The sequence below is a fragment of the Mesorhizobium sp. M1334 genome, from assembly GCF_040317995.1.
Taxonomy (GTDB): Bacteria; Pseudomonadota; Alphaproteobacteria; order Rhizobiales; family Rhizobiaceae; genus Mesorhizobium.
Genome location: NZ_JAMYLM010000036.1, coordinates 13,698 through 38,056 on the forward strand (window position 1 = coordinate 13,698; position 24,359 = coordinate 38,056).

A 24,359-nucleotide genomic window follows, 5' to 3' on the forward strand; every position below is an offset into this window, starting at 1 on the left:
TCCTCAGCGCCACGTGTATGGCTGGTGCTTGGAGGCACGGGACGTAAGGCCGACCGCTGCTCGTGCCGCCAGGTCAAAGGCCGGGTAGTTCACGGAGCTACTTTCGTCCATAACGGCTTGGCAAGCGCTTGGAGGAGTTTCGAATTGGATTGTTTCAAGAGGGTCGAGGGGTTGATCGATGCCACCAGCGTGGAAGCGATCGATAACGCGCGCGTTTTGCTGGACCAGTTCAAGGGCAAGTCAGAAACAATCGCCCAAGCGATCGACGACTTCCTACTTGATTTCATGACCTTGCTGTTTGTGGTAGAAGCTACCCGCGAGCGGTTCCACAATCCGGCGAGGCGGTTGGCGCGCATCAAGATTGAGCAGGATCAGGCTGTTACTCACCCGATGCTCTTGACCTAAGGGACCACGCCGCCAGGGATGCGTTTGCAGCCGCAAAGAAGGCAAAATCTGTTCGCCGGCAACCGAGCACAGCCAGGCGGTATTTACGCAGATGAATTCGATCGCGACCGCCAAATTCTCCTGTGTGGTACCCAGCGAGGACGGCAAGCGCGGCCTGCTTCCATGCTGCTGTCCTCCAGCGACAAACGTGCCTGCATGCCCCTCCACGGCGAACTCGACGGTGGTTTTTTACGTTTGACCAAGGTCCCGCGCAAACACTCCCCTTTCCTTTCCCGCAGCAACTCATCAGGCTCAACGGCCTCGCGGCAGGCGCATTACGGCCAGAAGCGCGACCGCATCGTTTTTTCCGCCCGAGTCCTACGATCTTCGTTTTCCAACGCCTCGCGGATATCGCCCAACTCGCCGATTTTTGGATCAGATCCGTCCTAGCGCGCGAGCAGGCTTCGCGCTCGAGTTGGCTGGGCTGCTCACGCCTCTGCCCTTCAGCATCGACCCGGTCTGGCTGTCGAGGACAGGGTTCCGCTGGGGCGACCAACATCTCCATTCTCACCGTCAGTGCAGCGGCCATTCGAAGCGCATCCTATACCCCTCCCCGGCAGCGCGCCCAATCGTCTTCCGAACAAAGAAGATCCTCAGCCGCGCGCGCGTCGCGTTCGGCCCTGTCCGATGTCCGACAATGTCGGATGCGCAGCATGGCAGAGCCTGGTTTGTCCACATGCCTCGAACGGTTTCTGATCTGGCACGGTGCATGCTTGGTCATCCGCAAGGCGTCGCGGACCAAGGAGAATCCGTCCCATGATCACCTCACCAAGAAATACCGCCGCAGGTCTCCTGAGTGCATCCAAAGATGAGGCTCGAGTAAGGCCTGGCACCCTGAAGAGCTTATTCATCTGCCTCGGCGCTGCCCGCCGATCCTCCCACGGGGGGAGACGGGGACGCAGCGCCTTCATCAAAATGAGGAACAAATCACTTTGCCTCGAACCTTGCCTTTCGACCAGCCACCACAACCGGAGCCATCGATCGTCCGCCTGGCTGCGCAACGCGTTCATTGCCACCGCGCTGGCCCTGGTGACGACCGCTCCGGCTCTGGCCGCCACCGACGGCGGCAAGGTGACGGATTTCCTGCTCGACAACGGCATGGAAGTGGTCGTCATCCCCGATCACCGCGCGCCGATCGTCACTCATATGGTCTGGTACAAGATCGGCAGCGCCGACGAGCCACCCGGCAAATCAGGCCTTGCCCATCTCCTCAAGCATCTGATGTTCAAGGCAACGACCAACCACGCCGCCGGCGAGTTCGACCGAGCCGTCTCAGCCATCGGCGGCTACAATAACGCCTTCACCGCCTATGACTACACCACCTTCGTCGAGACGGTGGCGCCCTCGGCGTTGGGTGAGATGATGGGCTTCGAGGCCGATCGCATGTTCAACCTCATCCTCAACGACGATGATATCAAGACCGAGCGCGACGTGATCCTGGAGGAGCGCCGTTGGCGCAGAGAGACGAACCCGCAGGCTCTGCTGGACGAGGAGGTCAACGCGACGTTGCGGCAGAACCAGCCCTACCGCATTCCGGTCATCGGCTGGATGCAGGAGATGGAGAAGCTGAAAACCGACGCATTCACCATCTACAACAAATACTACCGACCGAACAACGCCGTGCTGGTGGTGGCCGGGGACGTAGAGCCGGAGACGGTGAAGGCGCTGGCCGAGAAGACCTATGGCAAGGTTGTGCGCGGGCCGGACCTGCCCCCGCGCAACCGCCCGGTCGAGCCGGAGCAGAACACCAGGCGCACAGTGACGCTGACCGATGCGCGCGTTTCGGTGCCGAGCTTTTCCACTCAATGGGTGGTGCCGTCCTATCATACGGCAGAGCCCGGCGAGGCCGAGGCGCTCGACCTGCTGGCCGAGATCCTCGGCGGCGGTAACCGCAGCCGGCTATATCAGGAGCTTGTCGTCAAGCAAGGCATAGCCTCGGCGGCCGGCGCCTCCTTCCAGGGCACCATGCTAGACGACACCAATTTCACCATCTCCGGCTCGCCGCGCGGCGATGCAAAGCTCGTCGATCTCGAAGCGGCGGCCGTTGCCGAAGTCGCCCGGATCGCCAACGATGGCGTCACCAGCGACGAGCTGGACAAGGCCAAAGACCGCTATATCCGCTCGGTGATTTTTGCGCACGACGAGCTGGACCACATCGCCAACATTTATGGCAGGACGCTCACCACCGGTGGCAATGTGAAGGACGTGCTCGAGAGGCCGGACCGCGTCCGCAAGGTCACCACCAACGAGGTCAAGGCGGTCGCCGCGCGTTATCTGGTGCTCGACCATTCGACGACAGGCTATCTTTTGCCGCAGCAACAGGCGGGGAATTGATCATGAGCTCCATCCCCATGCAAATGCGCCGGCCGGTCTTCCCTCGGCGCGCCTTCGCCACCCTGTTCCTCTCCATCCTCTTTCTCATCTTGCGGGCGCTCGCCGGGTAAACGGGATCTGTTTAAAGCCGCGAGGAGCGGTTTTCGCGGGCCTTGCCAGGCATTTGCCGGTTCAGGCGTCATTATTGGGGTGCGCTCCTCCTCAGGCCAGCCTCTCTTCGAGTGGATAGAGTCGCCGATTCGTGGTCCGCAGATTGTAGGCGCAGGCCACCAGCATCCCACTCCGCGCGGCTGGCGAAGCCCGATGTCGGTTGTTCAATCGTTCGACTAGTAGAACCGCGAGGCATCTTCTAGCGTATTCAGGTATTCTCCCTTTCCAGTCGGGTACCGTGGTCTATCAGCTGTCTGGCCGAGGCCCTATAAGGAACCCGGACGTCGCGGAGTACACACCGCACCTGCTATATATACCGGCTGCGTTGAGGAGGAATCCGGTATTGCCCCTGTGCCTGCCGATGATCCGTCACCTGAGATCCCCCGACCTGTTTGGACCCATTGATCGCCTGCCGGCACTTGGCACGCGGATTAGCGAGCGGACATTCGAGGTCCTCAACCCGTCGACTGGCGAAGTGCTGGCAGAACTACCCGACATGGGTGTCGAGGAGACATGCGCTGCGATCGACAAGGCCTATGTCGCGCAGCCTGGATGGGCAGGGCTGACCGCACGTGAGCGCAGCGACGTTCTATGGCGATGGCATCAGTTGATCATCGACCACGCCGACGATCTCGCCGCGATTCTCACCGCGGAGATGGGCAAGCCGCTTGCCGAAGCCAAGTCGGAGATATCGCATGCTGCGGCGTATCTGCAATGGTACGCCGAGGAGGCCAATCGCGTCTATGGCGAGACGATCTCCGCACCATCGATGGACCGCCGAATGCTGGTAATCAAGCAGCCCATCGGAGTTGTTGGCACGATAACGCCATGGAATTCCCGGCCTCGATGGTGGCGCGCAAAATCTCGCCAGCCTTGGCGGCGGGCTGCACGATTGTCCTCAAGCCCGCTGAACAGACGCCGCTCGTGGCGGGAGCAATGTTCGCCCTCGCTTATCAGGCTGGCTTTCCCGAAGGCGTCGTCAACCCGATCTATGCGTCCGAAGGTGACGCGGTCGGCCGCGAACTTTGTACCAATCCCAAGGTCCGCAAGATCAGCTTCACCGGGTCGACCGAGATCGGGCGCCTTCTCATGCGCCAGTGCTCGGACCAGATCAAAAAAGTCAGCCTTGAGCTCGGCGGCAATGCACCTTTCATCGTCTTCGATGATGCCGATATCGATGCCGCGGTTGACGGTGCGGTCCAGGCGAAGTTCCGCAATGCCGGCCAGACCTGCGTTTCGGCGAACCGCCTTTACGTCCAGTCGGGCGTTCACGACGAGTTCGTCGAGAAATTCGTGCAACGGGCTCGCCAACTTCAAGTTGGTGATGGTTTCGCTCCCGGAGTGGACATCGGACCGCTCATCGACAAGCACGCATTGGCCAAGATCGAATCCCATATTGCCGATGCCGTCGCCAAAGGCGGCGCAATTCGATGCGGGGGCAAACGCATCGGCACGAATGGCACGTTTTTCCAACCGACAGTCCTGACCGGTGTCTCCAGCGAGATGACCGTCGCGCAAGAAGAGACATTCGGGCCGCTGGCACCGATTATTCGCTTCAAAGATGCGGATCAGGTCGTGCGTGAGGCCAACGACACGATCTACGGCCTCGCGGCCTACTTTTATGCCTCCAACCTGAAGCGTGTCTGGCGTGTGGCCGAGGCCTTGGAATATGGAATGGTCGGGGTAAATACCGGCCGGATGTCTTCAGAAGCGGCGCCGTTCGGTGGGATAAAACAGTCCGGCATCGGGCGGGAGGGATCCCGCCATGGCCTCGAGGACTACCTCGAAATGAAATATCTCTGCATGGGCGGCATCTGAATTTTCGGCTTGCAGGGTTCACAGACCGGGTAACCTAGCGAGCGATCTCCAAACATGTGAATTGTAGGATCGCTCCTCGATTGGGAACTGAGGGGCGGCTCCGTACCCGAGCAAACACGCAATCCTGAAGGAGCACCCTGGCTGGACTTATCTCTCGACGAGACAAGCGTCTGCATTTTCGGCGAAGACGGCGTGCATGTGACGGAGGATACGCTTGCCAGCGATTTGGCGGCCCTCGCCGACTTCAGGCGACGGGCTGTCGTTGCGCGGGTCTGGTTGGAAGCTTGTGCACCATCACGATCGTGAACGCCGGTTTGTGCGCAATATCCGGTTTCTGGGCAGAATTTTGAACCTGCTACCTTTCGATTGTCAGTAGCTCAGTTGTTCTTCGGCCGACTGCCGCGCCGGTACAGGCTCGGACAGAATCGAAGATACACAGCAGGCAGGCATTCGCATTCGACATTTGCGGTGATTGGCGCACGATCCAGGGCGCGCCAGGTTGACCAAGCGCCTCGAACCGCATGACAGTCTTGACCGGCTGGAGGACGGAAATCCCGCGATGCCGAAGAGGTTGGTCAGCGCAGTTGAGCCCACACGGCATTTGCGGCACGAAACAGCAAGGGCTGGGAAGCGATCGGCCGAGCGGTCCTCGAAGGCGCGGGCCAGGGTGTCGACGATGCGTTGGTTCAGGTCCGCCAATCTGGTCTCTACCGTCTGATAGCGGCTTCGGTCGCCAGTGACAGCGAGTAAAGATATTTGGCATCATCGGCTTTGATTGCCGCGCAGATCTGGTCGAGATTGGGATAGCTCAGTGGTGCACCTTTGGGCTCATAGTGCTTCCTCCTCATCGAGATGAGGATTGCCGGATTTGGCGTAGAACACCAACACGGGTCCGAGATCAAAGCGCGTCCCGGGCGCAAGGCGCTGGACGGACCGGGGCCATGTTTCGTCTGAGACGCCATCGATGCCTCGCGCCAGCGTTCTGGCGAATCGGGGCATCAGCGGAGCGAGTGTCGGTGCCAGGATCGCAGCGGCCGTCGTCTGAAGGGCTAGCGAAGTCCGATTGCGGGCGGGATAGAAACGTCGCGCCGCCGCATAGTCTTGCGCCCGACGGTAGATCACGCAATCGCGCACGAAATCGCAGACCTGAGCGGCCGCGCGCCTGACCGAGAAGCCTTCGTCCGAATAGGCGCGCTCCATCGCCGCGCGATAGATCTCTATCCGAGCAAAGAAGGCGCGGTCGACCGGGCTCCAGTCGCCTGCATCGGGTACACGGCCGGCAAAATCCTGCTTGGTTTCCTGGTTCAACGCATCAAGCCAGTTCAGCCAAACCCCTTGGAACACCTCGTTCTCGGTGCGGCGCAGCGCGTCCAGCGTGAAATCCGTCCGCTCACCTTCCGGGCGTGTCAGCCCCAAATGGAGGCGCACGACGTCGACTGTCTTTGGGCTCAGAACCTCCTTGCCCCAGACCGCATGGCGGCAGCTGGTTGAGAACTTTTTGCCGTCGAGCAGGTAGAACTCGTTGACGTGATAGTGGATGCGTGGCGTCCAGTGGGAGAAGACCTCGGCGTAAAGAGCGGGGTAGAGTAGCGCGTGGTAGAACGAGTTGTCGAAGCCGAAGAAATGGACAATCTGCCAGTCGTTGCCGGGCATCTCCGCCTTCCAGTCGCGACCCAGCAAGCGGCCGAGCGCCTGGATGTTGTAAAGAAAACCGAAGGCCATTTCGGGCCAGACCCAGATCACTTGCCCCGGGAACCCTTCGGCCGGCAGGCCCCAGTCCGAGGGGTGGGTAATGGGCACTGAAAAGTTGCCGCGTCGGCGTAGGCGCGCAAAGAGATCCAAGATCCGTAGCGGGACGCCCGACGCCCTTAGATGCCGGTCGATATTGTCGTAGCATCGGTCCAAGGCAAGTTCCGGGCGGCGGACGGAGCCGACCAGCGGCGCCTCGGCAGACTGCCGTGACCGGGCTGCACCCAAGTCGTGGCAAAGGTTTGGGGCGCCGCATTCCTCGCAGATATTGCCACCGGCGGAGCCGCCGCAATCGGGGCAGAGGCCGCTAACATCCGGCTCGTAAAGATAGTGGCCTGTCACAGCATCGAAAAGCGCAGGGCTCTGGCGCAGATCTACCGCCGTGCTGCTCAGAAGACTGCGGAAACACGCGGCTTGAAACTCGCCGTAACCGTCATCGCCCATTGTGGGTTGGAAGCTGTGGACGTCACAATCGAGAAGTGCAAGCGTGGCGCGAATCTCGTCGGCGTAGTAGCGCGCCACGTTTGCAGGCGTCGATTGATCGGCATCGGCGCGTATCGTGACGTAGCTCTGGTTGTCATCGCTTCCAGTGAGGTGATATGCTTCGACTCCTTTCATGCGCAGGAAACGAGTATAGACGTCGGCGCCGAAATAGGGGCCAGAAAGATGCCCCAGATGCAGATCGCCATTTGGCGTTGGCGGCGTGGAGAAGACGAAGATCGGCCCGCGTGGAGCCGTGGTCTTTGCAGCGGCATCAAGGGCGGCCTCGCCGTCTCGCCAGTAGACATCGACGAAATCTAGGTCTTCGTTTCCGTCGTTGCGCAGCACATGCGCTTCAAAAGGGTGGAACAGAACGACATCGCCCGCCTCAACCGAGATTTCCCCCAGGTCGGTCCTGACCTTGCCCGATCCTGACAGGATCACGAAGGCCTCGATTTCGTCGTGCCGATGGGGCTCGGATGTAACGCCCGGTGCCACCCTGCCGAACGAAAACCCCGTGCCGGCGCTTCCCGTTCCAAGCGTGGCCATGTTGATACCGAACGCCCGGGACAGCGTCGTTCGAGAAAGCGTAGATTTCCGCATGACAAACCTAAGCAGTTGAAACAGTGGCATCTCCCGATGCCAACGCAACAGCCTCTTGTGCAAGTTGCGCAGAGAAGCGGCAGCCCAACCCGTTGGCGGCCCCGGCCAGAATAATGCGGCTCTGAGCCGCCAGGCGGGCGACGAGGGGGGCGCCAGTCGGGCTGTAGGCGTCATAGAAGACCGCCCTGCGACCACCTCCACAATCCACGTGCCGAAGCGTCGTAGCGGGCTGCGGTCGATGCTTCGCGAGCCCGCAAATCAGAACGCCATACTCTCCGCGCATTTTTGAGCGGTCGATCAGTTTCGTGTGCATGCCTCCGCCTGGCTGCGTGAGCTCAATCGCGATAGAAAATGCCATTTGGGGGCTTGAGTTTGTCGAGATCGGCCACTTTGCCCTCGGGCGGGTTCAGGGCGCGCTTAAGCACGTTATATTCAGCGCGGGTCGGTCCACCGGTTGAAGCACGCTGGAACACCAAGTAGAGTGTCCGCCGCGAACGGTTGCTTTTGTTCGGTCGTGAGTAGTGCGGTGCGTAATCGTCGAAGATGAAGATGTCGCCAGCCTTCCATACTACGGGTTCCCAGGAGAACATTTCGGCAACTTGAGGATCGATCACCCCACCGGCATCCATGGGAAACACCCCCTTCTTGTGGTTGCCGGGGCTGAAGAAAAGCCCGCCGTTTTCCGGGTCGGAGTCGTCGATGCCTATGGCAACCACCGCATGGACCATCCGGTCGGGGAGTTTGTGTGGAATGTGATAAATGTCCTGATGCGGGAGATAGCCGCCGCTGTCGGGGTAGTGGAAAATCAGCAACTCCTTGAGCCTGCGCGAATCTTCGCCAAGCAAATCCTCGACCGCTGACTTTATGCGCTGATCTTCTAAGAGCAAACGACGCAATGGATCATGGAAGTCGAGAAAATTCTCGATCTTGGAGATGATCTTTCGATTGTCCGTCGTCTTCTCGAACCACATGAGCCATTTATCATCGCTGACATCCCAGCGTGACATATCTTCGACAAAAGTAGAGATATCTTCCTGAGCCGCTGGAGCGAAGAACCTTTCGAGCCTGACGTATCCGTCTTTCTGCCACTTTTCTCTTTGTGCATCAGTCAACATGCGAAAAGCCTCCTGTTGGAAAGACTGGTTGGTCGGACATCCCAATTAGGGCAGTCGGGCGCTGGTCAAGTTGCGGGTCCACGGAGACGGACTCACGTCATGTGGGACGGCAATGCTAAGTGCGTTCCGCTCCGGCGGACATTGTCCGCAGAAGCTCGGCGCGAGACTGCCTATGTCAGGCTCAGCTGGGTCCAGGGGTTCCGTAAACTGGGCCGGATCAATCGCTTCACCCGGTCCAGCCACGACACGCATCGCTAAAGGCCGGCACCATCCGCTGACCGCCGACCCAGCCATGGCCGCCAAGACCACGGCGCTCTTTCGAGTGAGCGACCTGGTACGGTCTTGACAACCGTAGGGGAAATGCACGCCCCCAGAATAATGCGATGCGCCGCTTGGTCCAAGGGGTTGTTCGGTCACGATGATTTCGGAGAAGCCTCCGGCCTCCGCCGCAGCGGAGGCGGACATCATTGCTAGGATGCCACCGCCGATGATCAAAAGTCTACGAGTCATATCCCGCTGCCCATTTCTTCGGCTGCGGGGGCGGGCCAGTTCTCGATCGATGTATGGCTGATGAAGCCAGGATGCTTGGGGTTCGCGCATGGCGCGCGCCCAAGAAGGCTATCGAGGATGCGGCGCGCGCGCCAGGCCAGCAGGCTTAGGTTCGGATCCGCCAGGCCGCGCTGCCCGAGGCTCGCGTTTTGTATGAAGATGCGTCTGTCACGCGGTCCGTCCCAGCTCACCGAAAAATCCTCGCGAATAGCTAATTCATTGTCGATCTGCTCCAGCCGGTGCGCGATGGGTTCCAAGAAGTCTGGCACCGCGTTCTCGTAACCGGTGGCCAGGATGACGATGTCAGCCGTGACTTCTTCGACCTCGTCCATGCCGTGCTGCAGGGTCAGCCTGTGACCCGGTCCGGCGTTGATGCAGTGCGAGACGGTGCAGCCCGGCCGCAGTGTGATGTCGCATCGGTTTGGCTCGACAAACGCGTGGCGGTACAGCGCCTGATAGATCGCGCGCAACGTGCTTTCCGAAATGCCGTCCGAGGCAAGCACGAAACGCCGCAGGAGCAGCTTACGCTGCGACTCGTTCATCGCCGCGAAACGATCCGAAAAGCAGGGCATGAACAACTCGTTTGTGAACGGGCTGTCGTCAAGAGGCAGGTAGTTCTCACGCTGCGAGACCCAAGTGATCGAGGCAGGCCGCCGATCTTTCGGAAGGCCGACAAGGTGCAACATCACCTCGGCTCCCGACTGGCCTCCGCCAACCACGCAGACATGCTTTCTCCGCACCTCGGGATGGATGTGCAGTAAAACAGATGAGTGGAACAGGTTGCGTCCAGTCCAGCCCTGAAACTGAGGCGGAATTTGCGCCTGCTTGCCAATGCTGACCACGACGTCTCTGGCGCCGAGAACCGCCTTATCCGTCCGCACCCGAAACTCGCCGTCAAAGCGGATTTCGTGCACGGTCTCGCCGCCATGGACAAGTGGGTTCCTGTGGAAGGCCCAGTTCAGGTACTGCTCAAACTCAGCTCTGAACACAGCCTCGAACTGTGCGTTCAGGAAGTGGTACAAACGCCCGTTCTCGTGCAGGAAGTTTACGAAAGTGTAGGCTGATCGCGGATTCACCAGTGTGACCAGATCCTTGAAGTGGCTGACCTGGAGCTCCGAGGAATCGAATGCGATGCCTGGATGCCAGCGGAAGTCGACCTGCCGATCCAGGAACAGTGCCCCTTGCCCAACTTGCTCGTGTATCTGACACGCAAGGCTCAAATTAGACGGCCCAGCACCGACCCCAACGCAAGATAACTCCACTGCTTCCTCCTATAGAGTCTTCCCACTAGGCGGCTTGTTCGCGGCGAATATCGGCCATAGCCATTGGGCCCCTCGCGGACGTTTCGAGCCCCGGTCCCGACCGGGTTTGCGAGAATTTGTCCAGCGCGTTCGGGTCATCGAATGTAGACCCGAGCATTCCAGCGCGGTGACAATCGACGGGTCATGCCGGCGACGTGGGGCAACGACATATGTCCTTTCCGCCCGTCTGGATGCCCCCGTCGCCGTCACGCGAGGAGCTTTCCAGGCCCATTAAGGTGTTTGAAGCCGGCGCAATCGCCCGCCTCGACCATGACGCGCCGGCCTTTCGGCGGCTTGATGGCAGGCGAGAGCGCGGTTTTCACTGCGGCGACGGCATTTTGTGTGCGCATGATCATGGACGACGTCTCGCTGGTGCGTTCGCAGAGTCCCATGCATGGGCCGTGCCAGAGAAGGAAATTTTATATAACAATGGGTTGGCAGATTTGCGATCCTGTCGGAAATCCGACATTGAGGGGAACGCCTCACGGCGGCGCCCGATTTGCACGTCGATGCCGCCTTTTTCCGAATAGCTAATCGGGCACCTTCTGCACCAGAATACTTCTCTTATGAGACCAGCACGAAGTCTTCATGAACGGACAGTGCAGAAGCTGGTGTCTCTGCCGGACAGATCGCGATGTGCCTTCTCCCATAGAGGTCGGCAGTTGCAAGAGCTGCCAGGTGCTTCGCCCTATCGTGCCCCGTTGCAGTGGCTCGATCCCGACATCCTCGGAGGCCGCGATCATGAAGACGCAATCTCATGTCCGTCGCGACGCCTCTCTCATGGGGAAGCAATTCTCTATGTTGGCGTCGGATCGATGCTCTTGATGAGATGGTTGCGGATGGGCGCATGCCCAGACCTAAGCGCATCAATGATTGCGCGATCTGGGGACCTTCACCAACTGGATTGTCGAATCTCTGTAAAGATAGCCGGAAGACAATTGCGGATGACCACTCTGTCGATCCAAAAGCACGTGCGCCATTCGGTCCCTGCGACTCAATCCAGGCGGAGGGATAAGGCCGCAAAGCAGTCTTTTGCGCGCCCACCGGTGGGCCAGGATGGAGCCGTCGTAAACGCAGTTATTCGATGATCGCCGCCGCGGAGTCCTCAGGCGTGCCGCGCCCGACACCGGCGACGTAGTGGTCGTCGAGCGCCCCGTCGCCGATGTCCATCCGAAGCTCGGCCAGTTTCGCGGGAGCTTCACTGCTTATTCCGCAGTGCCCACCGAGCTCGCACAGGAGGTTCTATCAGGCGGTCACGGCTGCATTCGTTGTCGGATCTTCGACGATGTCGGACATGAGACACAGCGCCATCAGGGTGATCGCATTGTTCTGAAATGATTTTCTCATTTGGCACGACACCTGCAACGCAGTCCGCAAAACGCGCTGCGGCACGGACACAGGAGAAATCATCCCATGATCATGCGCGCCGAACATGCGGTCGCAGCCGCGAAAACTGAGCTTTCCCGGGCCGACGGAAGACTTTGCGCCTGTTTTCCAGGCGACATCACTCTTCGGGTTATCCGGACATGACCGCATTCGATTTCCGCCCAACGCTGAATGCTCCCGACGATGATCCCTATCTTTGGCTCGAAGATGTAGAAGGCGAACGGGCACTTGACTGGGCCGCCAGCCAGTCGGCCAGAACCCTGGGGCACTTCGGTGTAACGCAGTTCGATCGCGACCGTGACACCCTGACAGCGATCTTCGACCGTCCTGACAAGATTCCCTTGATCACCCGCCGCGGCCCGTACCTCTACAATTTCTGGCAAGATGCCGGAAATCCGCGCGGACTGTGGCGCCGAACCACCCTTGCCGCCTACATGAAGGCGGATCCCCAGTGGGAGCTCCTGGTCGATGTGGACGCCCTCGCCGCTAGCGACGGAGAGGACTGGGTCTGGGGGGGCGCGTTGATCGAGCCAGAGAGACGGGAAAGAGCCGTTGTACGCCTCTCGCGCGGCGGCAGCGAGGCGGTCGTGCATCGCGAATTCGATCTGGAGTCTCTTAGCTTCGTCGCCGACGGTTTCAACCTCGCGGAGACCAAGGGCGGGGTAAATTGGCTCGATCCTGACACGCTTCTGCTTTCCAGTGCGTTTGGTGATGGCATGGCCACCCGTTGCGGCTACGCGCGCACCGTGCGGCTGTGGAAACGTGGCGCGGATCCGCTCAACGCGCCGGTAATCTTCGAGACCGGTCCCGAATCCCTCGGCGTGTCCTGCCATCTGGACCGCACCGCCGAGAGCGAGCGCCTTTGGTTCATCGAGCAGGCGACCTTCTTTGAGAAGATCGGCCGAATCGGCGACAGGAGCGGGCCGAAGATGCGGATCGACCTTCCTCAGGACGCCTCGTGGAGCGGCTTCGGCGACTGGCTGGCGGTAAAGCCGGGCAAGCCGTGGACAGTGGGAGGGACGACCCATGCCGCGGACGCGCTGATCGGTATCTCGCTTTCCTCCTTCATCGCCGGCGAGCGCAGTTTTGCCACCCTCTTTGAACCAGGCGACAGGCGCTCGCTGCACTCATTCTTCTGGAATAACGGGAAGCTCATTATCTCCTACCTCGTCTACCTCGTTCCGCGTTTCGCCATGTTCACCCCCGACCGCCAGGAATGGACGCGCCGAGTGCTGGACACCGTGCCCGCCGAAGGGACTGTTCACCTTCGGTCGCTCGATGCGGAACATCACGAGACCAACGGAGAGGTCCTCGTTTCGGCTCAGGACCCGATCAAGCCGCGGAAGCTTCTTGTATTAGACCTCAATGCCGCGGCGCCTCTCGGCGCTCCAGTAATCCTGAAGCGCAACCCGGAGAATTTCGACGCATCCGGGCTGGTGGTCAGGCGCCACGAGGCAGTCTCGACCGGTGGGGAGATGATCCCCTACACGCAGGTCGGTCCGGCGAACGGGAACGGGGATGCCCCGGTTCACCTCACCGCCTACGGCGGGTACGGCATATCGCTCCTGCCCCACTACAACTCCTCGCTCGGCAAGCTGTGGCTCGAACGCGGCGGCACGTGCGTGGTGGCGAACATCCGGGGCGGCGGAGAGTTCGGCACCCGTTGGCACGAGGCCGGGCGCAGGGAGGGCAAGCGTCTCGCCCATGACGATTTCGCCGCCGTTGCCGCCGACCTCGTGCGAAGGGGCATTACGCTGCCGAGGCGGATTGCCGCCGAGGGCGGCTCAAATGGCGGCCTTCTGATCGCCAACATGCTTACCCGCTATCCTGAGCGTTTCGGCGCGCTGTTCTGCAAAATGCCGCTTATCGACATGTGCCGCTACACCAAGCTTTTGGCGGGCGCGAGCTGGATTGACGAATATGGCGATCCCGACAAGCCGGAGGAATGGATTTTCCTAAAGGAAATCTCCGCCTATCACGCCGCAACGCCGGGGCAGCCCTATCCGCCGATCCTGCTCGCCACCACGAAGCGGGACGACCGCGTCCACCCGGGCCACGCGCGTAAGATGGCCGCAAAGCTGCAGGCTTGGCTATCCCGCTTACTTCTATGAGCCCGGCGCGGGCGGGCACGGCTACGGCAAGAACAATCGGGAGCGGGCCGCATTCATTGCCTTGGGCACTAATTTCCTTCGCAGTGCGATCGGCTGGCAAGCTGATGGCGTTCGATAGGTGGGCGGGACCCAGACAAAAAGCAACGTTTCAATCAGTGAGTACAGGTCGATGATTGCGAGCACGGCGCGAATAATGTGTGCGCGGTCCCACGCAAACTGCGCTGAGCGCTCCGCCAATCTCACGCAATTCGAGCAAGACTTTTCGTAGTGCATCATTTCTAAACAGCAAGGAGAGAATATCATGGCGAGAAAGCGAATGGGCGTGGCGCGGGGAGTAACAGCGGCCGTCATCCTCATGGTGGTGGGACAGCAGGCCGTCGCGGCGGAGCTTGCGCAAGCCGCGAGCGTCCCGCAGGCAGGAGCCTCGGTCACGGAAGCGCCAAGCCCTTGGCAGATCCGCTTGCGTGCGTTGGGGGTCGTCACTGAGGATTCGGGCTACGTCAATGCAGTGCCCGGCTCCGATCTTTCCTATTCGAACACGGTGACGCCGGAACTCGATATCTCCTATTTCTTCACGGACAACATCGCCGCCGAGCTTATCCTCGGCACCACCTACGCCAACATCGAGGGCCAAGGAGCGATCGGCGCGCTGGGCAACATCGGCAAGGTTTGGCTGCTGCCGCCCACGCTCACATTGCAGTATCATTTTACCGATTTCGGCGCGTTCAAGCCCTATGTAGGCGCCGGCGTGAACTACACGATCTTCTATAACCAGGGTGCCGGCAGTGCCGATGCTCTCAAGGTTAAGAATACGTTCGGCACCGCGCTGCAGGTCGGATTCGACTACATGGTGGATCAGCACTGGGGCGTCAACTTCGACGTGAAAAAGCTTTTCCTCAAGCCAGACTTCGACGTCACGGTGGACGGCGCGAAGCTGACGGGGAAGGCCGCTCTCGATCCGTGGTTGATAGGCGCAGGTGTCACCTACCGCTTCTGATAGCGAAAGGCAAAGGCGGCTTTCCGACAGCCGATCTGAAATGAGGGCGCCTCGTGCGCCCTTTCTACGGTCGGCCCTACAGAAGGGAATCGACCCGGATCATTCGAGGAGCGGCCTTGCTGGGCCGGAAACGGTCATTCGCTACACCGCCGATGCCGCGGCGGTTCGCGCTGACGGACACGAATCTCGGAAGGTAGGTGAGACCGTCGTGCAGGTGGTGGTGATTGAGCGCCCCCTCGAACGGGCGCGAAGCCGAATGACCGAGATTGCCCACCCTAAACCAGTTGGCGTCGGGTGTGTCAGGCCTGTTTGTTGGGCCGAGCCGATGCCAGTTCATAGATCGTGATCATCGTCGGATTTCTTCGGCCTTTCTCCAAGCCGCTGATGTACTGCTGGATGAACCCCGAAATCTTGGCAAGCTGCTCCTGCGTCGGACGCTTCCTTTGCTGATTCTCTGTAGATTCCTTCCGACCAACTTGAGCATATCCATGCACGACGAGCCATCAGATTGGGCAGCTTGAGTTTATCAGCTATAATTTGTAATCCACATTGAGCATCCGAATCCGCTGGCGGAGAGGGCTTCGGAGGCCCTTTTCCGGAGATAGAAAATCCAGCGATGTTACAGTCTAAATCAAACATGCCGATTGCCGACGAAGTCCCTTGGTCGGATGGCCTCACGACCTATGACAAGGAGCATTTCACGACCTATACTAGGCTTTTGGACGCATCCGCTGACGACGCCAGCGAAGAGGAAATGGCGCATCAGATCCTCGGCATCAATCCGGCACGCGAACGGGAGCGCGGACGGAAGGCTCTTCGCAGTCACCTCGACCGCGCGAACTGGATGTTGACAACCGGCTACAAGGAATTGTTCGCCAGCTGACGAACTGCGCGATGCAATCCGGATGGCGGCGGTGAATGCCGCGGCGGATGCGGCCGCCAGATGGTCGCGAGGGCATTCCAGTTGGCCGGTCCCGGTGCGAAGCCCCGCAAGCGAACCGTCGAGAGCCTAGGGACTAAGCGGCGACCACGGCTACCGGCTAAACAGGGATTTGGCGGGCGTCCGTGTGCATTGAGACTGTTCCACTGGGCCAGATTGGGTCGATTTGGAGTCGGGCGGGTCGCCTAAGAGACGTGCTAGTCGGCACGCGGCAACACGAGATGTAGCGGTCGTCGCCCGCCAGCAGGACCGCTGCACGGCAGGGCAGCGCCGCCAAGTCGAATGGCGATCCTGATGATGAAGACACCGGTGCTGTAACAACTGCAAGACGCATGATCACGGGATGGACGCTCTTATATCGGTTTTGCAGATACTGAGTGGCCCCGCGAGATCGATAGTTCGAGATCAGCCGGGGTTTGCTGGAAAGTGGTGATGATAAGGGAATAGGCAAAGATGAGAAGCTCAAGTTCTGCGGCCGCACCAGCCATAGCTGTTCGGAAATCCGCCTTGGAGTGAACGGTGCATTAAATTTTGGACCTGGCTCAAATCGGGACCTGCGGACCCAGGCGCCCACAATTCCTGAAACTTCCGATGCCCGCGGCCTGTTTGACGTTGCGGCGGCTGGTTGCCTTTGGAGACCTGGGCATGGATGCGATCTATGAGTTCGAGGTGCAGGATCTGTTGTGGTCGACGCAAACTCCATTCACCATTCCAGGCCTATAAGCGCAGGGCGGCCGACAGCATCGCACGCAACATCGGCGTTTGAAAATGAGCGCGACTACGCCGAGACGGATACACAACCGCCGTCTCGTCTGGGCGCAACAGCGCTCGGTCATCTAAAAGCCAGATGACGGCGATATAAACATCACATTTGACCAAAGCCGTCCCCCGACCGATGGTCGGATCCGCCCTTAGTATGCAACTTCGCTGCGAGTCGCAGATGGGGAAACTGATCCGGTGCGAGGGAGGTTGGGGTGACGACGCGCAAAGAATTGCTTGAGAGAGTAGTCGAACAGATTGCGGACTATCGTGAGGGCGAGATTGCATCGATGGGCACCGCCCATGTAGATAAATGGGTTCGTCAATTTGCCGGAGCGTCCCAAGAGCCAGTCCTTGCAGAGCTTGGACATGTGTTTAGCAAAACCTATTTCACCCGCAAGACTGTCGCCGATTTCCTCTCTCAAATCACAGTCAGTAAAGAACTTACCGGCGGCGATCCCAAAGAATTCTGGAAAAACGTTAAGGTATTGCAGCTTCAAACGGCGGGAAATAGCCAAAGGGATATGTTGTCGATATTCGACAAGGCGCTACAGAATACCTTCGGCTCGAAGATTGCCGACTGCGGCGGTAACGCGCCAGATACCTTTTTGTATATCGATGATGTCTTGTTCTCTGGTGGGCGGATTAGGCATGATGTCGTCAAATGGATCAAGGAGGCCGCTCCCCAGCAAGCCAAGCTCGCTATTGTCACCATTGCAAATCATCTACTTGGCGAGTGGCGAACAGGTAAGGACATTGCTGAGGCGGCTAAGGAGGCAGGCAAAAGTATCAACGTGACATGGTGGCGCGTATTCCAGATCGAGGATCGGAAGGCCTATATGACCAATTCCGACGTGCTGCGACCTACAACGACTCCTGCCGATCCCGCGACGGCGGCCTATGTGCAGGGCCTAAATCTGGAACCGGTTTTTCGAACGCCCGGTCAAGTTGGAGGTTTGGGATTTTTCTCCTCCGAAAACGGCCGGGCGCTGCTTGAACAGCAATTTCTGGTGTCCGGCGTTGGAGTGCGCGCCATGTGCCCTTACCTAAACGTCTATATGCGCCCCCTCGGAAACAGCATGATGGGAACGACGGGATTCGGGTCAATGATAGTTACCTATCGCAATTGCCCTAACAACGCCCCTTTGGTGTTATGGGCGGGCAATCCATGGTATCCTTTGTTCCCGAGGAAAACGAACTAGCTCATGGCCCAAGCCGAATTTCGAAGCTATCAACGCGATCAAGTCATCAGCTTCCGCAAGACGACTGAGGATTTCGGCGGCCTATCGAACATGGCGCCGGGATTTCCGATCACAATGCTGGGTCAGCTGATACGCACATCCGAAGCCCTCTATCAAGCGTGTCGGTTCCCACATAGGCCCGACATCCAGCGGATAGTCATCGACGAAACCAGTCCGATGACAGCCAAGATGAAATCCAAGCCATATCGTAAGGATTCCCGGCCGGATTGGGAGGATATCCGGGTTCAGGTGATGCGCTGGTGTCTTCGGGTGAAGCTGGCGCAGAATTGGGAGACCTTCTCGGCGCTTCTGCTGGCGACGGGCGACCGACCAATAGTTGAGGATTCGCGCAAAGACGACTATTGGGGCGCAAAGGCAGCAGAAGACGATCATCTAGCGGGCCGCAATGTCCTGGGCAGACTTTTGATGGAGCTGCGCGAGGTCTTGCGCAGCGACCCGGATCGGATCGCCGAGGTGCTACCGCTCGACATCCCGCATTTCGTGCTCCTAGGTCGGCAAATTCCGACCTTAAAGCGCATGGCCCTCAAGGCGCATACTCGGGCGGATCCAGCCGTTACTACAGACAAGATCACTCAATCGACAGCTGAAGAATCTAGCAAAAAGCCTATACAGGGGTTGTTACTCTAGCCCTCTTATTCATGACGCATCTGCGTTTGTTTGGCGCTGAGCGGCCGACGGCTGGCGTCGCGGCGTCTTTTCCACTGCGGCTGTGTCTGGACTTGTGAAAGCGAAGGGGTTGGAAGCTGTCTGGTTCGACGCGAGCTGCTGCCCCGGCGGTCATGGTCCAGCCGGCTGATGATGTTTTGCACGCATGGTTTCGTCCTCCGCTCTTCAATCGCGCGCCTTTCGGCGAGACGCGACCGGAAGACCCGCGGTCGAAGGCGGACCGCATCCGAAGGACCGGAACGAAGAGGAGGACCCGAAGCGACAGCGAATGGTTGCGGGATGCCGCGGCGGATCTAGAAGGGAGTTCCGCCGCAAGCGACGCATGTTGATCGCCATGACTGATCGTACCAGTCGGAGTGGACCCGCCGTTGACCGATCAGCGCCTCAGCGATTTCGCGATGTGAGGCTCCGGCGAGCGATCCGTCAAGCGCGCGAGAACAAAGGTCATTCGGGCGCCGCATCTTTCAGTAGCCGAAAGGCCTCCCCGCGTCAGGGGCGAAGCCGAATGGCCGAAACCGCCTGAGCCCGCCGAAGAAAAGCTGGCTCGGTTCGGTCAGCGCGGTTAGGCGCGCGGGCCCGCTAGGACCGGAAGCTCGACAGAATCTCACAGGGGTCAGCGTCAAGAGCCAGGGTTACCTCGAGAAACTCGATGACATCGAGACGCCGCTCTCCGCCTTCGTACTTGGCCACGAAGGATTGCGCACGACCAAGCTTCTCAGCCACCTGCGCCTGGGTCAGGCCTTTGGCCTTGCGCAGCGAAACCAGCTGGGCCAGAAACCGCCGGTGGCGGGGCGATCGAAGGGATTTGGGCATGCGGGCGAACCGGTCAGGTAAAGACCGGCTCAGCGACTAATCCCGGTTTTGGATTATCCCATTTTGGGATATGCTGCGTTGGATCCAGCGCTCAACAGGCGAGGTTGGCAGCAGGCATGAATGGTTCAACGGGAACAGATAAGACTCGACGCTCGACTCTGTGCGACGAAGTCCCCTGGTCGGACAGCATCACGAGCTACGACAGGCAGCATCGGAGCGTTTACCTGCGCATCCTTGACGCCTGCGCCTACAATGCCAGCGTAGAGGAAATGGCCGATCGCATTCTCGGCATCGACCCGATCCTTGAACCGGTCCGCGCCCGCAAGGCTGTTCGCAGCCATATAGATCGCGCGAATTGGATAGTGACGACCGGCAGCAAGCACCTGTTCGGCGGCTGAAATATAGCGCGGATTGCCACGCCTGTTTCAGACGAGGAAGTCCAGGTACCCGCCATTCATCAGTGCGCGGCCACGAGAAACGGCGCCGCATGCGATCGTGCAGGTGATCGCGAGGATCGTTCCAGTCGGAGTGGACGCGCCGTTGACCGATCAGCGCCTCAGCGATTTCGCGATGTGAGGCTCCGGCGAGCGATCCGTCAAGCGCGCGAGAACAAAGGTCATTCGGGCGCCGCATCTTTCGGGCGGAAACAAGCGGGCGGGCAATTCGCCCTCAGCACAAAGAATGTTAAGGCATTCGAGCTCACAAGCGATGCTTTAAATGTGTTGCGGGCCAAATCGCCTCAGCACGCAGGCAAACGGGCCGCAGGATATCCGCACCGGCAACTGCGAGCTGGAGTCTATGCGCCCCATTGGGAAAAAGGACGTGCTGGCTCTCGTCGGGCCTCAGCAGGACTGTCGCACGACATGACAGGCGGTAAGGTCGAACGGCGATGCGGTTGGCGATGCGGACGGCTGTTGCGCAACGACAGGCAATACACGGGCGCACCGGCGCGGACACCAGAACATCGCACCGCGACTGTAGGACTCAGCCAAAACACCCCAGCGCGAGAGATCGCCGGCCGAAGCGTTTACGTCGATAAGGGCTCCGCGAGACAGTGTATGGGCCTGCTGGAGCGCAGCGAGCAGGTCACTCTGGAATGCCGGGTTGTGACGCAAGAATTCCCAGGCCCAGCCACGCAACGTCAACTGAGCGGTGCAGTCATAGGAGGAGTTCCTGCCAGTCCTGATCGGCAACTGGCGTGACGGATAGGCATGACCGTGCTCCCCTGCCCGCCTTCATCGCGTGATCTCATGCCACCTGGCCAAGAACCGGCGCCCACAGCACCGGACCGCCAATGCCGCCGTTTTGCCGCACCACATGGAGCATCGGCGGCGAGACTTCGAGATAGCCTGCCAGGGCGCGGGTGACGCCAATGGTTTGCGGCTCTCCGATTCGCTCAATCGGCCAGCCGGCGCGACGAAGGAGGCGCTCCATGCGCAAGTCGGTCACGGTTATAATATGGCTGAGCTGGCGCGAGAGGCCTACTTCGATCATGCCGGCGAAAAGTTCATAGGTTGCGATCGCAATGCCGCCCGCTCCCTTTGGTGCGGACGAGGGAATGTCGAGCGCGAAGCGGCTACTTTCCCATATGCTCGGCAGCTCAGGCGGCGTCTTTCCGTCCAACAGTACGGGAAAGGTGTCGCGAAGCATTGTCGGCCCTGTGGAGGGCAGAAGGCGCATGCAGCCATCGACAGAACCGTCGAAACCGCGCGGCAACAGGTAGTGAGGTCTCAACGCGTCAAAGGAATCGATCTCGTAGCCGCCACCTCCTCTCACCTCCCAGTCGAGTCTCTCCTTGAAGACGCGGTAGCGCAGGCGATGCATTGCATGCAGGTCGTCCGCAAATTCCTCGTAGCAGTCTGGTGCAATCAGCTGGATCATCAAGAGCCTCCTCGCGGGGAAAATTCCCCGGTATTGGAGGCGAAGCTTTGCGCTTGCGCTGCCTGTGCAGTTGCACAGGTAGAATATCAGCGATACGAGGATTTCGAAATGGTGAGAAGCGCAACCAACTGGCTTCTGGTCCTTACACCGAGCTTCCTGCGGGCGTTATCGAGATGAAACTCGGCCGTGCGCTGTGTGATCCCAAGGATGCAGCCCATCTCCCAGGCCGTCTTGCCACGTACTGCCCATTGCGCGCACTCGTATTCGCGCGCCGTCAAAGGCACGCCATCGACGATCCGGTCAGCGGACAGTTTTCGTCGAGCGAACATGTGAAAACAGGTTGCAACGTATGGGAGATCGTCTTCATAGCGTTCCGCGACGCGGAAAAATGCAGGATCGCGCTCGTCAGCGGCAAAGGTCATCGCCGCAAAATGGCCGCGGTGATCGATAATCGGGATCGTCAAACCACAGCAAATGCCGAACTGCGCCGCTTCGTCAAAGACCCTCTGCTCGGCTTCTGATGGCTCAACCCCCAGTAGTGCGGAGCCCCATCGAAATGGGTATCCGCCGCAGCGGGCACGCACTATGACGGGGTCGACACTCTGGTACTGGTGCTGAAGATAGCGCGCTGTCCAGGGCGCCGGATAGTTCGAGATCAGCGTGGGCTTGTCCCTAGAGCGCGGCGGCAGCGAGAGGTAGGCAAAGGCGAGCAGGTCCAATTGTGAGGCCACATCGGCGAGAGCGATGCGGAAATCGACCTCATCGACGCTGTCCCAAAGCCGTTCCAGAAATCTTTCGAAGACAGGTTGCATAGCTGTCCTTGTCAGCACCTTCCTTGGGTCTTCGGAAACTTGCTTGCAGGTGGCAGCAAGCCCAGGTGGACGTGCGCCGTCTCAAAAATGCGCCCTGCCGGCGGGGAGGTGCACCGGCAGGGCTCGCCGCTCAAAGGCCGCGATCAATCGGGAGGACCGGGCAGCCGCGGCAAAAAAATGCTGGTGGGCGCCAGCAATTATACTGCGCCTTCGGCCTTTAGCGCGCGATAGGTCGTATCGACTGATTTCGCAGTCGCATCGACGATGATGTCGATCTCTTTTCGGGTAATGATCAGAGGTGGGGCATAGCCGAGAATATCGCCATGCGGCATAGCCCGGCCGATGACACCATTCTCAAACAGAGCAGCGGCGGCGCGCACGCCGACCTGAAGTCCGGGCTCGAATGGTACCCGTTCTTTAGGATCCCGCATCAGTTCCACGGCGGATAGAATGCCGACGCCGCGAACCTCGCCAACAACGGGATGTCCCTCCAGTTCGGCTTTCATGCGGGCATGCCAGTACGGTCCGACATCCCGAACATGTTCCAAGATGTTTCTTTCCTTAAGCAAGTTAATATTGGCAAGCGCGGCCGCCGCGCAAAGCGTGTGACCAGAATATGTCCAGCCATGGCCGAGTGGGCCGTGCTTTTCCGTTCCTTGTTCCAAGACCGACCAGACCCGGTCGCCGATAATTGACCCGGAGATTGGGAGGTAGGCGGAACTCAAGCCCTTGGCGATGGTCACGAAATCCGGTCGCATGCCATAGAGGTGGGAGCCGAATTTCTCACCGGTTCGCGCGAAGCCGCAGACCACTTCATCGGCGATAAGAAGGATATCGTACTTATCAAGCACCCCTTGAATTGCGGTCCAGTATCCCTTTGGGGGTGGAACGATGCCCCCGGTCCCAAGTACCGGCTCTCCGATAAAGGCTGCAACCGTCTCCGGGCCTTCAGCGAGGATGAGAGCTTCAAGTTCGTTGGCACAGCGCCTGGAGAACGCTTCCTCGCTTTCGCCATCATGCGCCTGGCGGTAATGGTGGGGCGCCGTCGTATGGCGCACCAAGTTCAGCGGCAGGTCGAAGAAATCGTGAAAGAAGGCAAGGCCTGTCAGGCTACCTGTGACCAGCCCGGATCCGTGATAACCGCGATTCCGCGAAATGATCTTCTTCTTTTCAGGGCGACCGAGAATGTTGTTGTAATACCAGACCAGCTTGATGTTGGTTTCATTGGCATCGGAGCCGGAGAGGCCGAAAAAGACCCTTCGCATATTCTGACCGAAATATTCGACCACGGCCTCTGCCAAGAGTGCGACTGGCTCAGTCCCTTGGCTCGCATAGACATGGGCGAACGGCAACTCGTGCGCTTGCCGGGCGATGGCCTCGGCAATCTCCGTGCAGCCATATCCCATATTGACGCAGTAAAGCCCTCCGAAACCGTCAAGGCTCTTTCGGCCTTCCGTGTCCCAGATATAGACGCCTTCTGCACCGGCCATAATCCGGTTTGGCGTTTCGCCGCGACTGTGCTTGGCTAAGTGCGTGGACGGATGGAAGACGAAGCTTCGATCCTTCTCCCGGAGTTGCTCGGTTCCCAGATTGCTCAAGCGCATCGTCCCTCTCCTAGCGATCAGGCGCCGGAGAATACTCGGCCAGCCGCCTCTTAGCGATTAACATACCGGCAAACACCTCTTCAGTTTCACTGAAATTCACGTCTTTAGCCGACAAATTCGCGGAATCGGCACCAATCGCCGTGGAAACCAAGGCTTCGGGAATTTACCGTTGTCGTAGTGCGGACAACGGGATCGGTGAATTGGATTTCATTGGCTTTGTCACGACAAGGCTGAAATCCTGATACGCAGCCATAGAAGGAGATGAAACGCGCATCAGATAATCGATGCGCCCCCCGATAGCCCAGCAGTCAAGGATTTCCGGGAAGTCTTGGATCGCAGTCTCGAAGTGCCGTTGGTCCTCGAAACCGTGTCGATCCAGCACCACCTCCACCATTATAGAGATGATGCCCCCCATGAGGGCTGGACTGAGTCGCGCGTAGAACCCCTCAATGATCCCTGCGGCTTGGAGTACGCGGAGCCGTTCCGAACAGGCCGACGCCGAAAGGTGGACACGCTTTGCGAGCTCGCTTTTCGAAATCCGACCATCTGACTGGATCTCTGAGAGAATCCGGACATCCCAGGCGT

Annotated in this window: 19 protein-coding genes and 4 pseudogenes; 9 read left to right on the plus strand and 14 right to left on the minus strand. The window is 59.6% G+C overall.

The window, feature by feature from the left end; genetic code table 11:
• Positions 1–144: 144 nt before the first annotated feature.
• The 3 genes and pseudogenes from NKH17_RS31085 to NKH17_RS31095 all read left to right on the plus strand — a co-directional run bounded on the left by NKH17_RS31085 (position 145) and on the right by NKH17_RS31095 (position 4,746).
• Positions 145–405 carry a hypothetical protein gene (locus tag NKH17_RS31085; RefSeq protein ID WP_352973248.1) on the plus strand — a complete coding sequence of 87 codons (261 nt, stop codon included), beginning with the start codon at positions 145–147 and terminating at the stop codon, positions 403–405.
• Between the two features lie 954 nt (positions 406–1,359).
• Positions 1,360–2,778 carry a M16 family metallopeptidase gene (locus tag NKH17_RS31090; RefSeq protein WP_352973250.1) on the plus strand — a complete coding sequence of 473 codons (1,419 nt, stop codon included), beginning with the start codon at positions 1,360–1,362 and terminating at the stop codon, positions 2,776–2,778.
• 511 nt (positions 2,779–3,289) lie between these two features.
• Positions 3,290–4,746: pseudogene (locus tag NKH17_RS31095) on the plus strand (NAD-dependent succinate-semialdehyde dehydrogenase).
• An 828-nt stretch (positions 4,747–5,574) separates the two neighbouring features.
• Here the strand turns inward: NKH17_RS31095 and NKH17_RS31100 are convergent.
• From NKH17_RS31100 to NKH17_RS31120, 5 genes are all read right to left on the minus strand, one after another.
• Positions 5,575–7,779: a class I tRNA ligase family protein gene (locus NKH17_RS31100; protein ID WP_352973251.1), complete on the minus strand. Its 2,205-nt coding sequence runs from the start codon at positions 7,777–7,779 to the stop codon at positions 5,575–5,577.
• Between the two features lie 134 nt (positions 7,780–7,913).
• Entirely contained in the window at positions 7,914–8,693 is a 780-nt protein-coding gene (locus NKH17_RS31105; protein WP_352621179.1) for a phytanoyl-CoA dioxygenase family protein, read from the minus strand.
• Between the two features lie 506 nt (positions 8,694–9,199).
• Entirely contained in the window at positions 9,200–10,462 is a 1,263-nt protein-coding gene (locus NKH17_RS31110; RefSeq protein ID WP_352973254.1) for a lysine N(6)-hydroxylase/L-ornithine N(5)-oxygenase family protein, read from the minus strand.
• Between the two features lie 287 nt (positions 10,463–10,749).
• A complete protein-coding gene (locus tag NKH17_RS31115) occupies positions 10,750–10,899 on the minus strand; it encodes an iron-sulfur cluster assembly accessory protein (protein ID WP_352973256.1) in 150 nt (49 codons plus the stop codon).
• 889 nt (positions 10,900–11,788) lie between these two features.
• On the minus strand, positions 11,789–12,079 hold the full coding sequence (locus NKH17_RS31120; RefSeq protein ID WP_352468292.1) for a hypothetical protein: 291 nt from the start codon (positions 12,077–12,079) through the stop codon (positions 11,789–11,791).
• On the opposite strand from NKH17_RS31120, the pseudogene NKH17_RS31125 reads away from it, so the two are divergent.
• A pseudogene (locus tag NKH17_RS31125) lies at positions 12,070–14,158 on the plus strand (prolyl oligopeptidase family serine peptidase). The gene NKH17_RS31120 and the pseudogene NKH17_RS31125 sit on opposite strands and share 10 nt — an antisense overlap.
• A gap of 183 nt (positions 14,159–14,341) precedes the next feature.
• On the plus strand, positions 14,342–15,037 hold the full coding sequence (locus NKH17_RS31130) for an OmpW/AlkL family protein (RefSeq protein WP_502910644.1): 696 nt from the start codon (positions 14,342–14,344) through the stop codon (positions 15,035–15,037).
• A 299-nt stretch (positions 15,038–15,336) separates the two neighbouring features.
• Here the strand turns inward: NKH17_RS31130 and NKH17_RS31135 are convergent.
• Positions 15,337–15,527 (minus strand): annotated as a pseudogene (locus tag NKH17_RS31135) (helix-turn-helix domain-containing protein).
• Between the two features lie 126 nt (positions 15,528–15,653).
• Between NKH17_RS31135 and NKH17_RS31140 the strand changes: the two are divergent.
• The 3 genes from NKH17_RS31140 (at position 15,654) to NKH17_RS31150 (ending at position 18,625) form a co-directional block, all read left to right on the plus strand.
• Positions 15,654–15,920: a DNA -binding domain-containing protein gene (locus tag NKH17_RS31140; protein ID WP_352973258.1), complete on the plus strand. Its 267-nt coding sequence runs from the start codon at positions 15,654–15,656 to the stop codon at positions 15,918–15,920.
• Positions 15,921–16,951: 1,031 nt separating this feature from the next.
• A complete protein-coding gene (locus NKH17_RS31145) occupies positions 16,952–17,938 on the plus strand; it encodes a phosphoribosyltransferase-like anti-phage protein (protein WP_352973260.1) in 987 nt (328 codons plus the stop codon).
• A 3-nt stretch (positions 17,939–17,941) separates the two neighbouring features.
• Positions 17,942–18,625: an NADAR family anti-phage protein gene (locus NKH17_RS31150; protein WP_352973263.1), complete on the plus strand. Its 684-nt coding sequence runs from the start codon at positions 17,942–17,944 to the stop codon at positions 18,623–18,625.
• A gap of 332 nt (positions 18,626–18,957) precedes the next feature.
• Here the strand turns inward: NKH17_RS31150 and NKH17_RS31155 are convergent, their stop codons facing one another.
• Positions 18,958–19,125, minus strand: coding sequence for a DNA -binding domain-containing protein (locus tag NKH17_RS31155; RefSeq protein ID WP_352973265.1), 168 nt, complete (start codon positions 19,123–19,125; stop codon positions 18,958–18,960).
• Positions 19,126–19,243: 118 nt separating this feature from the next.
• Complete coding sequence (locus tag NKH17_RS31160) at positions 19,244–19,477, minus strand: helix-turn-helix domain-containing protein (protein WP_352973267.1); 234 nt, start codon at positions 19,475–19,477, stop codon at positions 19,244–19,246.
• A gap of 116 nt (positions 19,478–19,593) precedes the next feature.
• Between NKH17_RS31160 and NKH17_RS31165 the strand changes: the two genes are divergently transcribed.
• Complete coding sequence (locus tag NKH17_RS31165) at positions 19,594–19,875, plus strand: hypothetical protein (RefSeq protein WP_352920233.1); 282 nt, start codon at positions 19,594–19,596, stop codon at positions 19,873–19,875.
• A gap of 142 nt (positions 19,876–20,017) precedes the next feature.
• On the opposite strand, the pseudogene NKH17_RS31170 reads toward NKH17_RS31165, so the two are convergent.
• The 6 genes and pseudogenes from NKH17_RS31170 to NKH17_RS31190 all read right to left on the minus strand — a co-directional run.
• Positions 20,018–20,110, minus strand: a pseudogene (locus NKH17_RS31170) (hypothetical protein); the annotation flags it as partial.
• Between the two features lie 209 nt (positions 20,111–20,319).
• Positions 20,320–20,670, minus strand: a complete 351-nt coding sequence (locus tag NKH17_RS33545; RefSeq protein ID WP_502910646.1) for a transcriptional regulator domain-containing protein — start codon at positions 20,668–20,670, stop codon at positions 20,320–20,322.
• Positions 20,671–20,725: 55 nt separating this feature from the next.
• A complete protein-coding gene (locus tag NKH17_RS31175; RefSeq protein ID WP_352973268.1) occupies positions 20,726–21,358 on the minus strand; it encodes an acyl-homoserine-lactone synthase in 633 nt (210 codons plus the stop codon).
• Between the two features lie 86 nt (positions 21,359–21,444).
• Positions 21,445–22,170, minus strand: a complete 726-nt coding sequence (locus tag NKH17_RS31180) for a LuxR family transcriptional regulator (protein WP_352973271.1) — start codon at positions 22,168–22,170, stop codon at positions 21,445–21,447.
• Positions 22,171–22,367: 197 nt separating this feature from the next.
• Positions 22,368–23,774 (minus strand): aminotransferase, encoded by a 1,407-nt coding sequence (locus NKH17_RS31185; RefSeq protein WP_352973274.1) that lies wholly within the window; start codon positions 23,772–23,774, stop codon positions 22,368–22,370.
• Positions 23,775–23,937: 163 nt separating this feature from the next.
• On the minus strand, positions 23,938–24,359 hold a 422-nt coding region (locus tag NKH17_RS31190), incomplete at its 5' end, for an Lrp/AsnC family transcriptional regulator (protein ID WP_352973276.1).

Excerpts from the sequence above, each read along its gene's own strand:
- NKH17_RS31180 (WP_352973271.1), bottom strand. The coding sequence starts at position 22,170 with ATGCAACCTGTCTTCGAAAGATTTCTGGAACGGCTTTGGGACAGCGTC.
- NKH17_RS31160 (WP_352973267.1), bottom strand. The coding sequence starts at position 19,477 with ATGCCCAAATCCCTTCGATCGCCCCGCCACCGGCGGTTTCTGGCCCAG.
- NKH17_RS31120 (WP_352468292.1), bottom strand. The coding sequence starts at position 12,079 with ATGCGGTCATGTCCGGATAACCCGAAGAGTGATGTCGCCTGGAAAACA.
- NKH17_RS31175 (WP_352973268.1), bottom strand. The coding sequence starts at position 21,358 with ATGATCCAGCTGATTGCACCAGACTGCTACGAGGAATTTGCGGACGAC.
- NKH17_RS31150 (WP_352973263.1), top strand. The coding sequence starts at position 17,942 with ATGGCCCAAGCCGAATTTCGAAGCTATCAACGCGATCAAGTCATCAGC.
- NKH17_RS31090 (WP_352973250.1), top strand. The coding sequence starts at position 1,360 with ATGAGGAACAAATCACTTTGCCTCGAACCTTGCCTTTCGACCAGCCAC.
- NKH17_RS31115 (WP_352973256.1), bottom strand. The coding sequence starts at position 10,899 with ATGATCATGCGCACACAAAATGCCGTCGCCGCAGTGAAAACCGCGCTC.
- NKH17_RS31140 (WP_352973258.1), top strand. The coding sequence starts at position 15,654 with ATGTTACAGTCTAAATCAAACATGCCGATTGCCGACGAAGTCCCTTGG.
- NKH17_RS31165 (WP_352920233.1), top strand. The coding sequence starts at position 19,594 with ATGAATGGTTCAACGGGAACAGATAAGACTCGACGCTCGACTCTGTGC.
- NKH17_RS31185 (WP_352973274.1), bottom strand. The coding sequence starts at position 23,774 with ATGCGCTTGAGCAATCTGGGAACCGAGCAACTCCGGGAGAAGGATCGA.
- NKH17_RS31155 (WP_352973265.1), bottom strand. The coding sequence starts at position 19,125 with ATGCGGCGCCCGAATGACCTTTGTTCTCGCGCGCTTGACGGATCGCTC.
- NKH17_RS31130 (WP_502910644.1), top strand. The coding sequence starts at position 14,342 with ATGGCGAGAAAGCGAATGGGCGTGGCGCGGGGAGTAACAGCGGCCGTC.
- NKH17_RS31105 (WP_352621179.1), bottom strand. The coding sequence starts at position 8,693 with ATGTTGACTGATGCACAAAGAGAAAAGTGGCAGAAAGACGGATACGTC.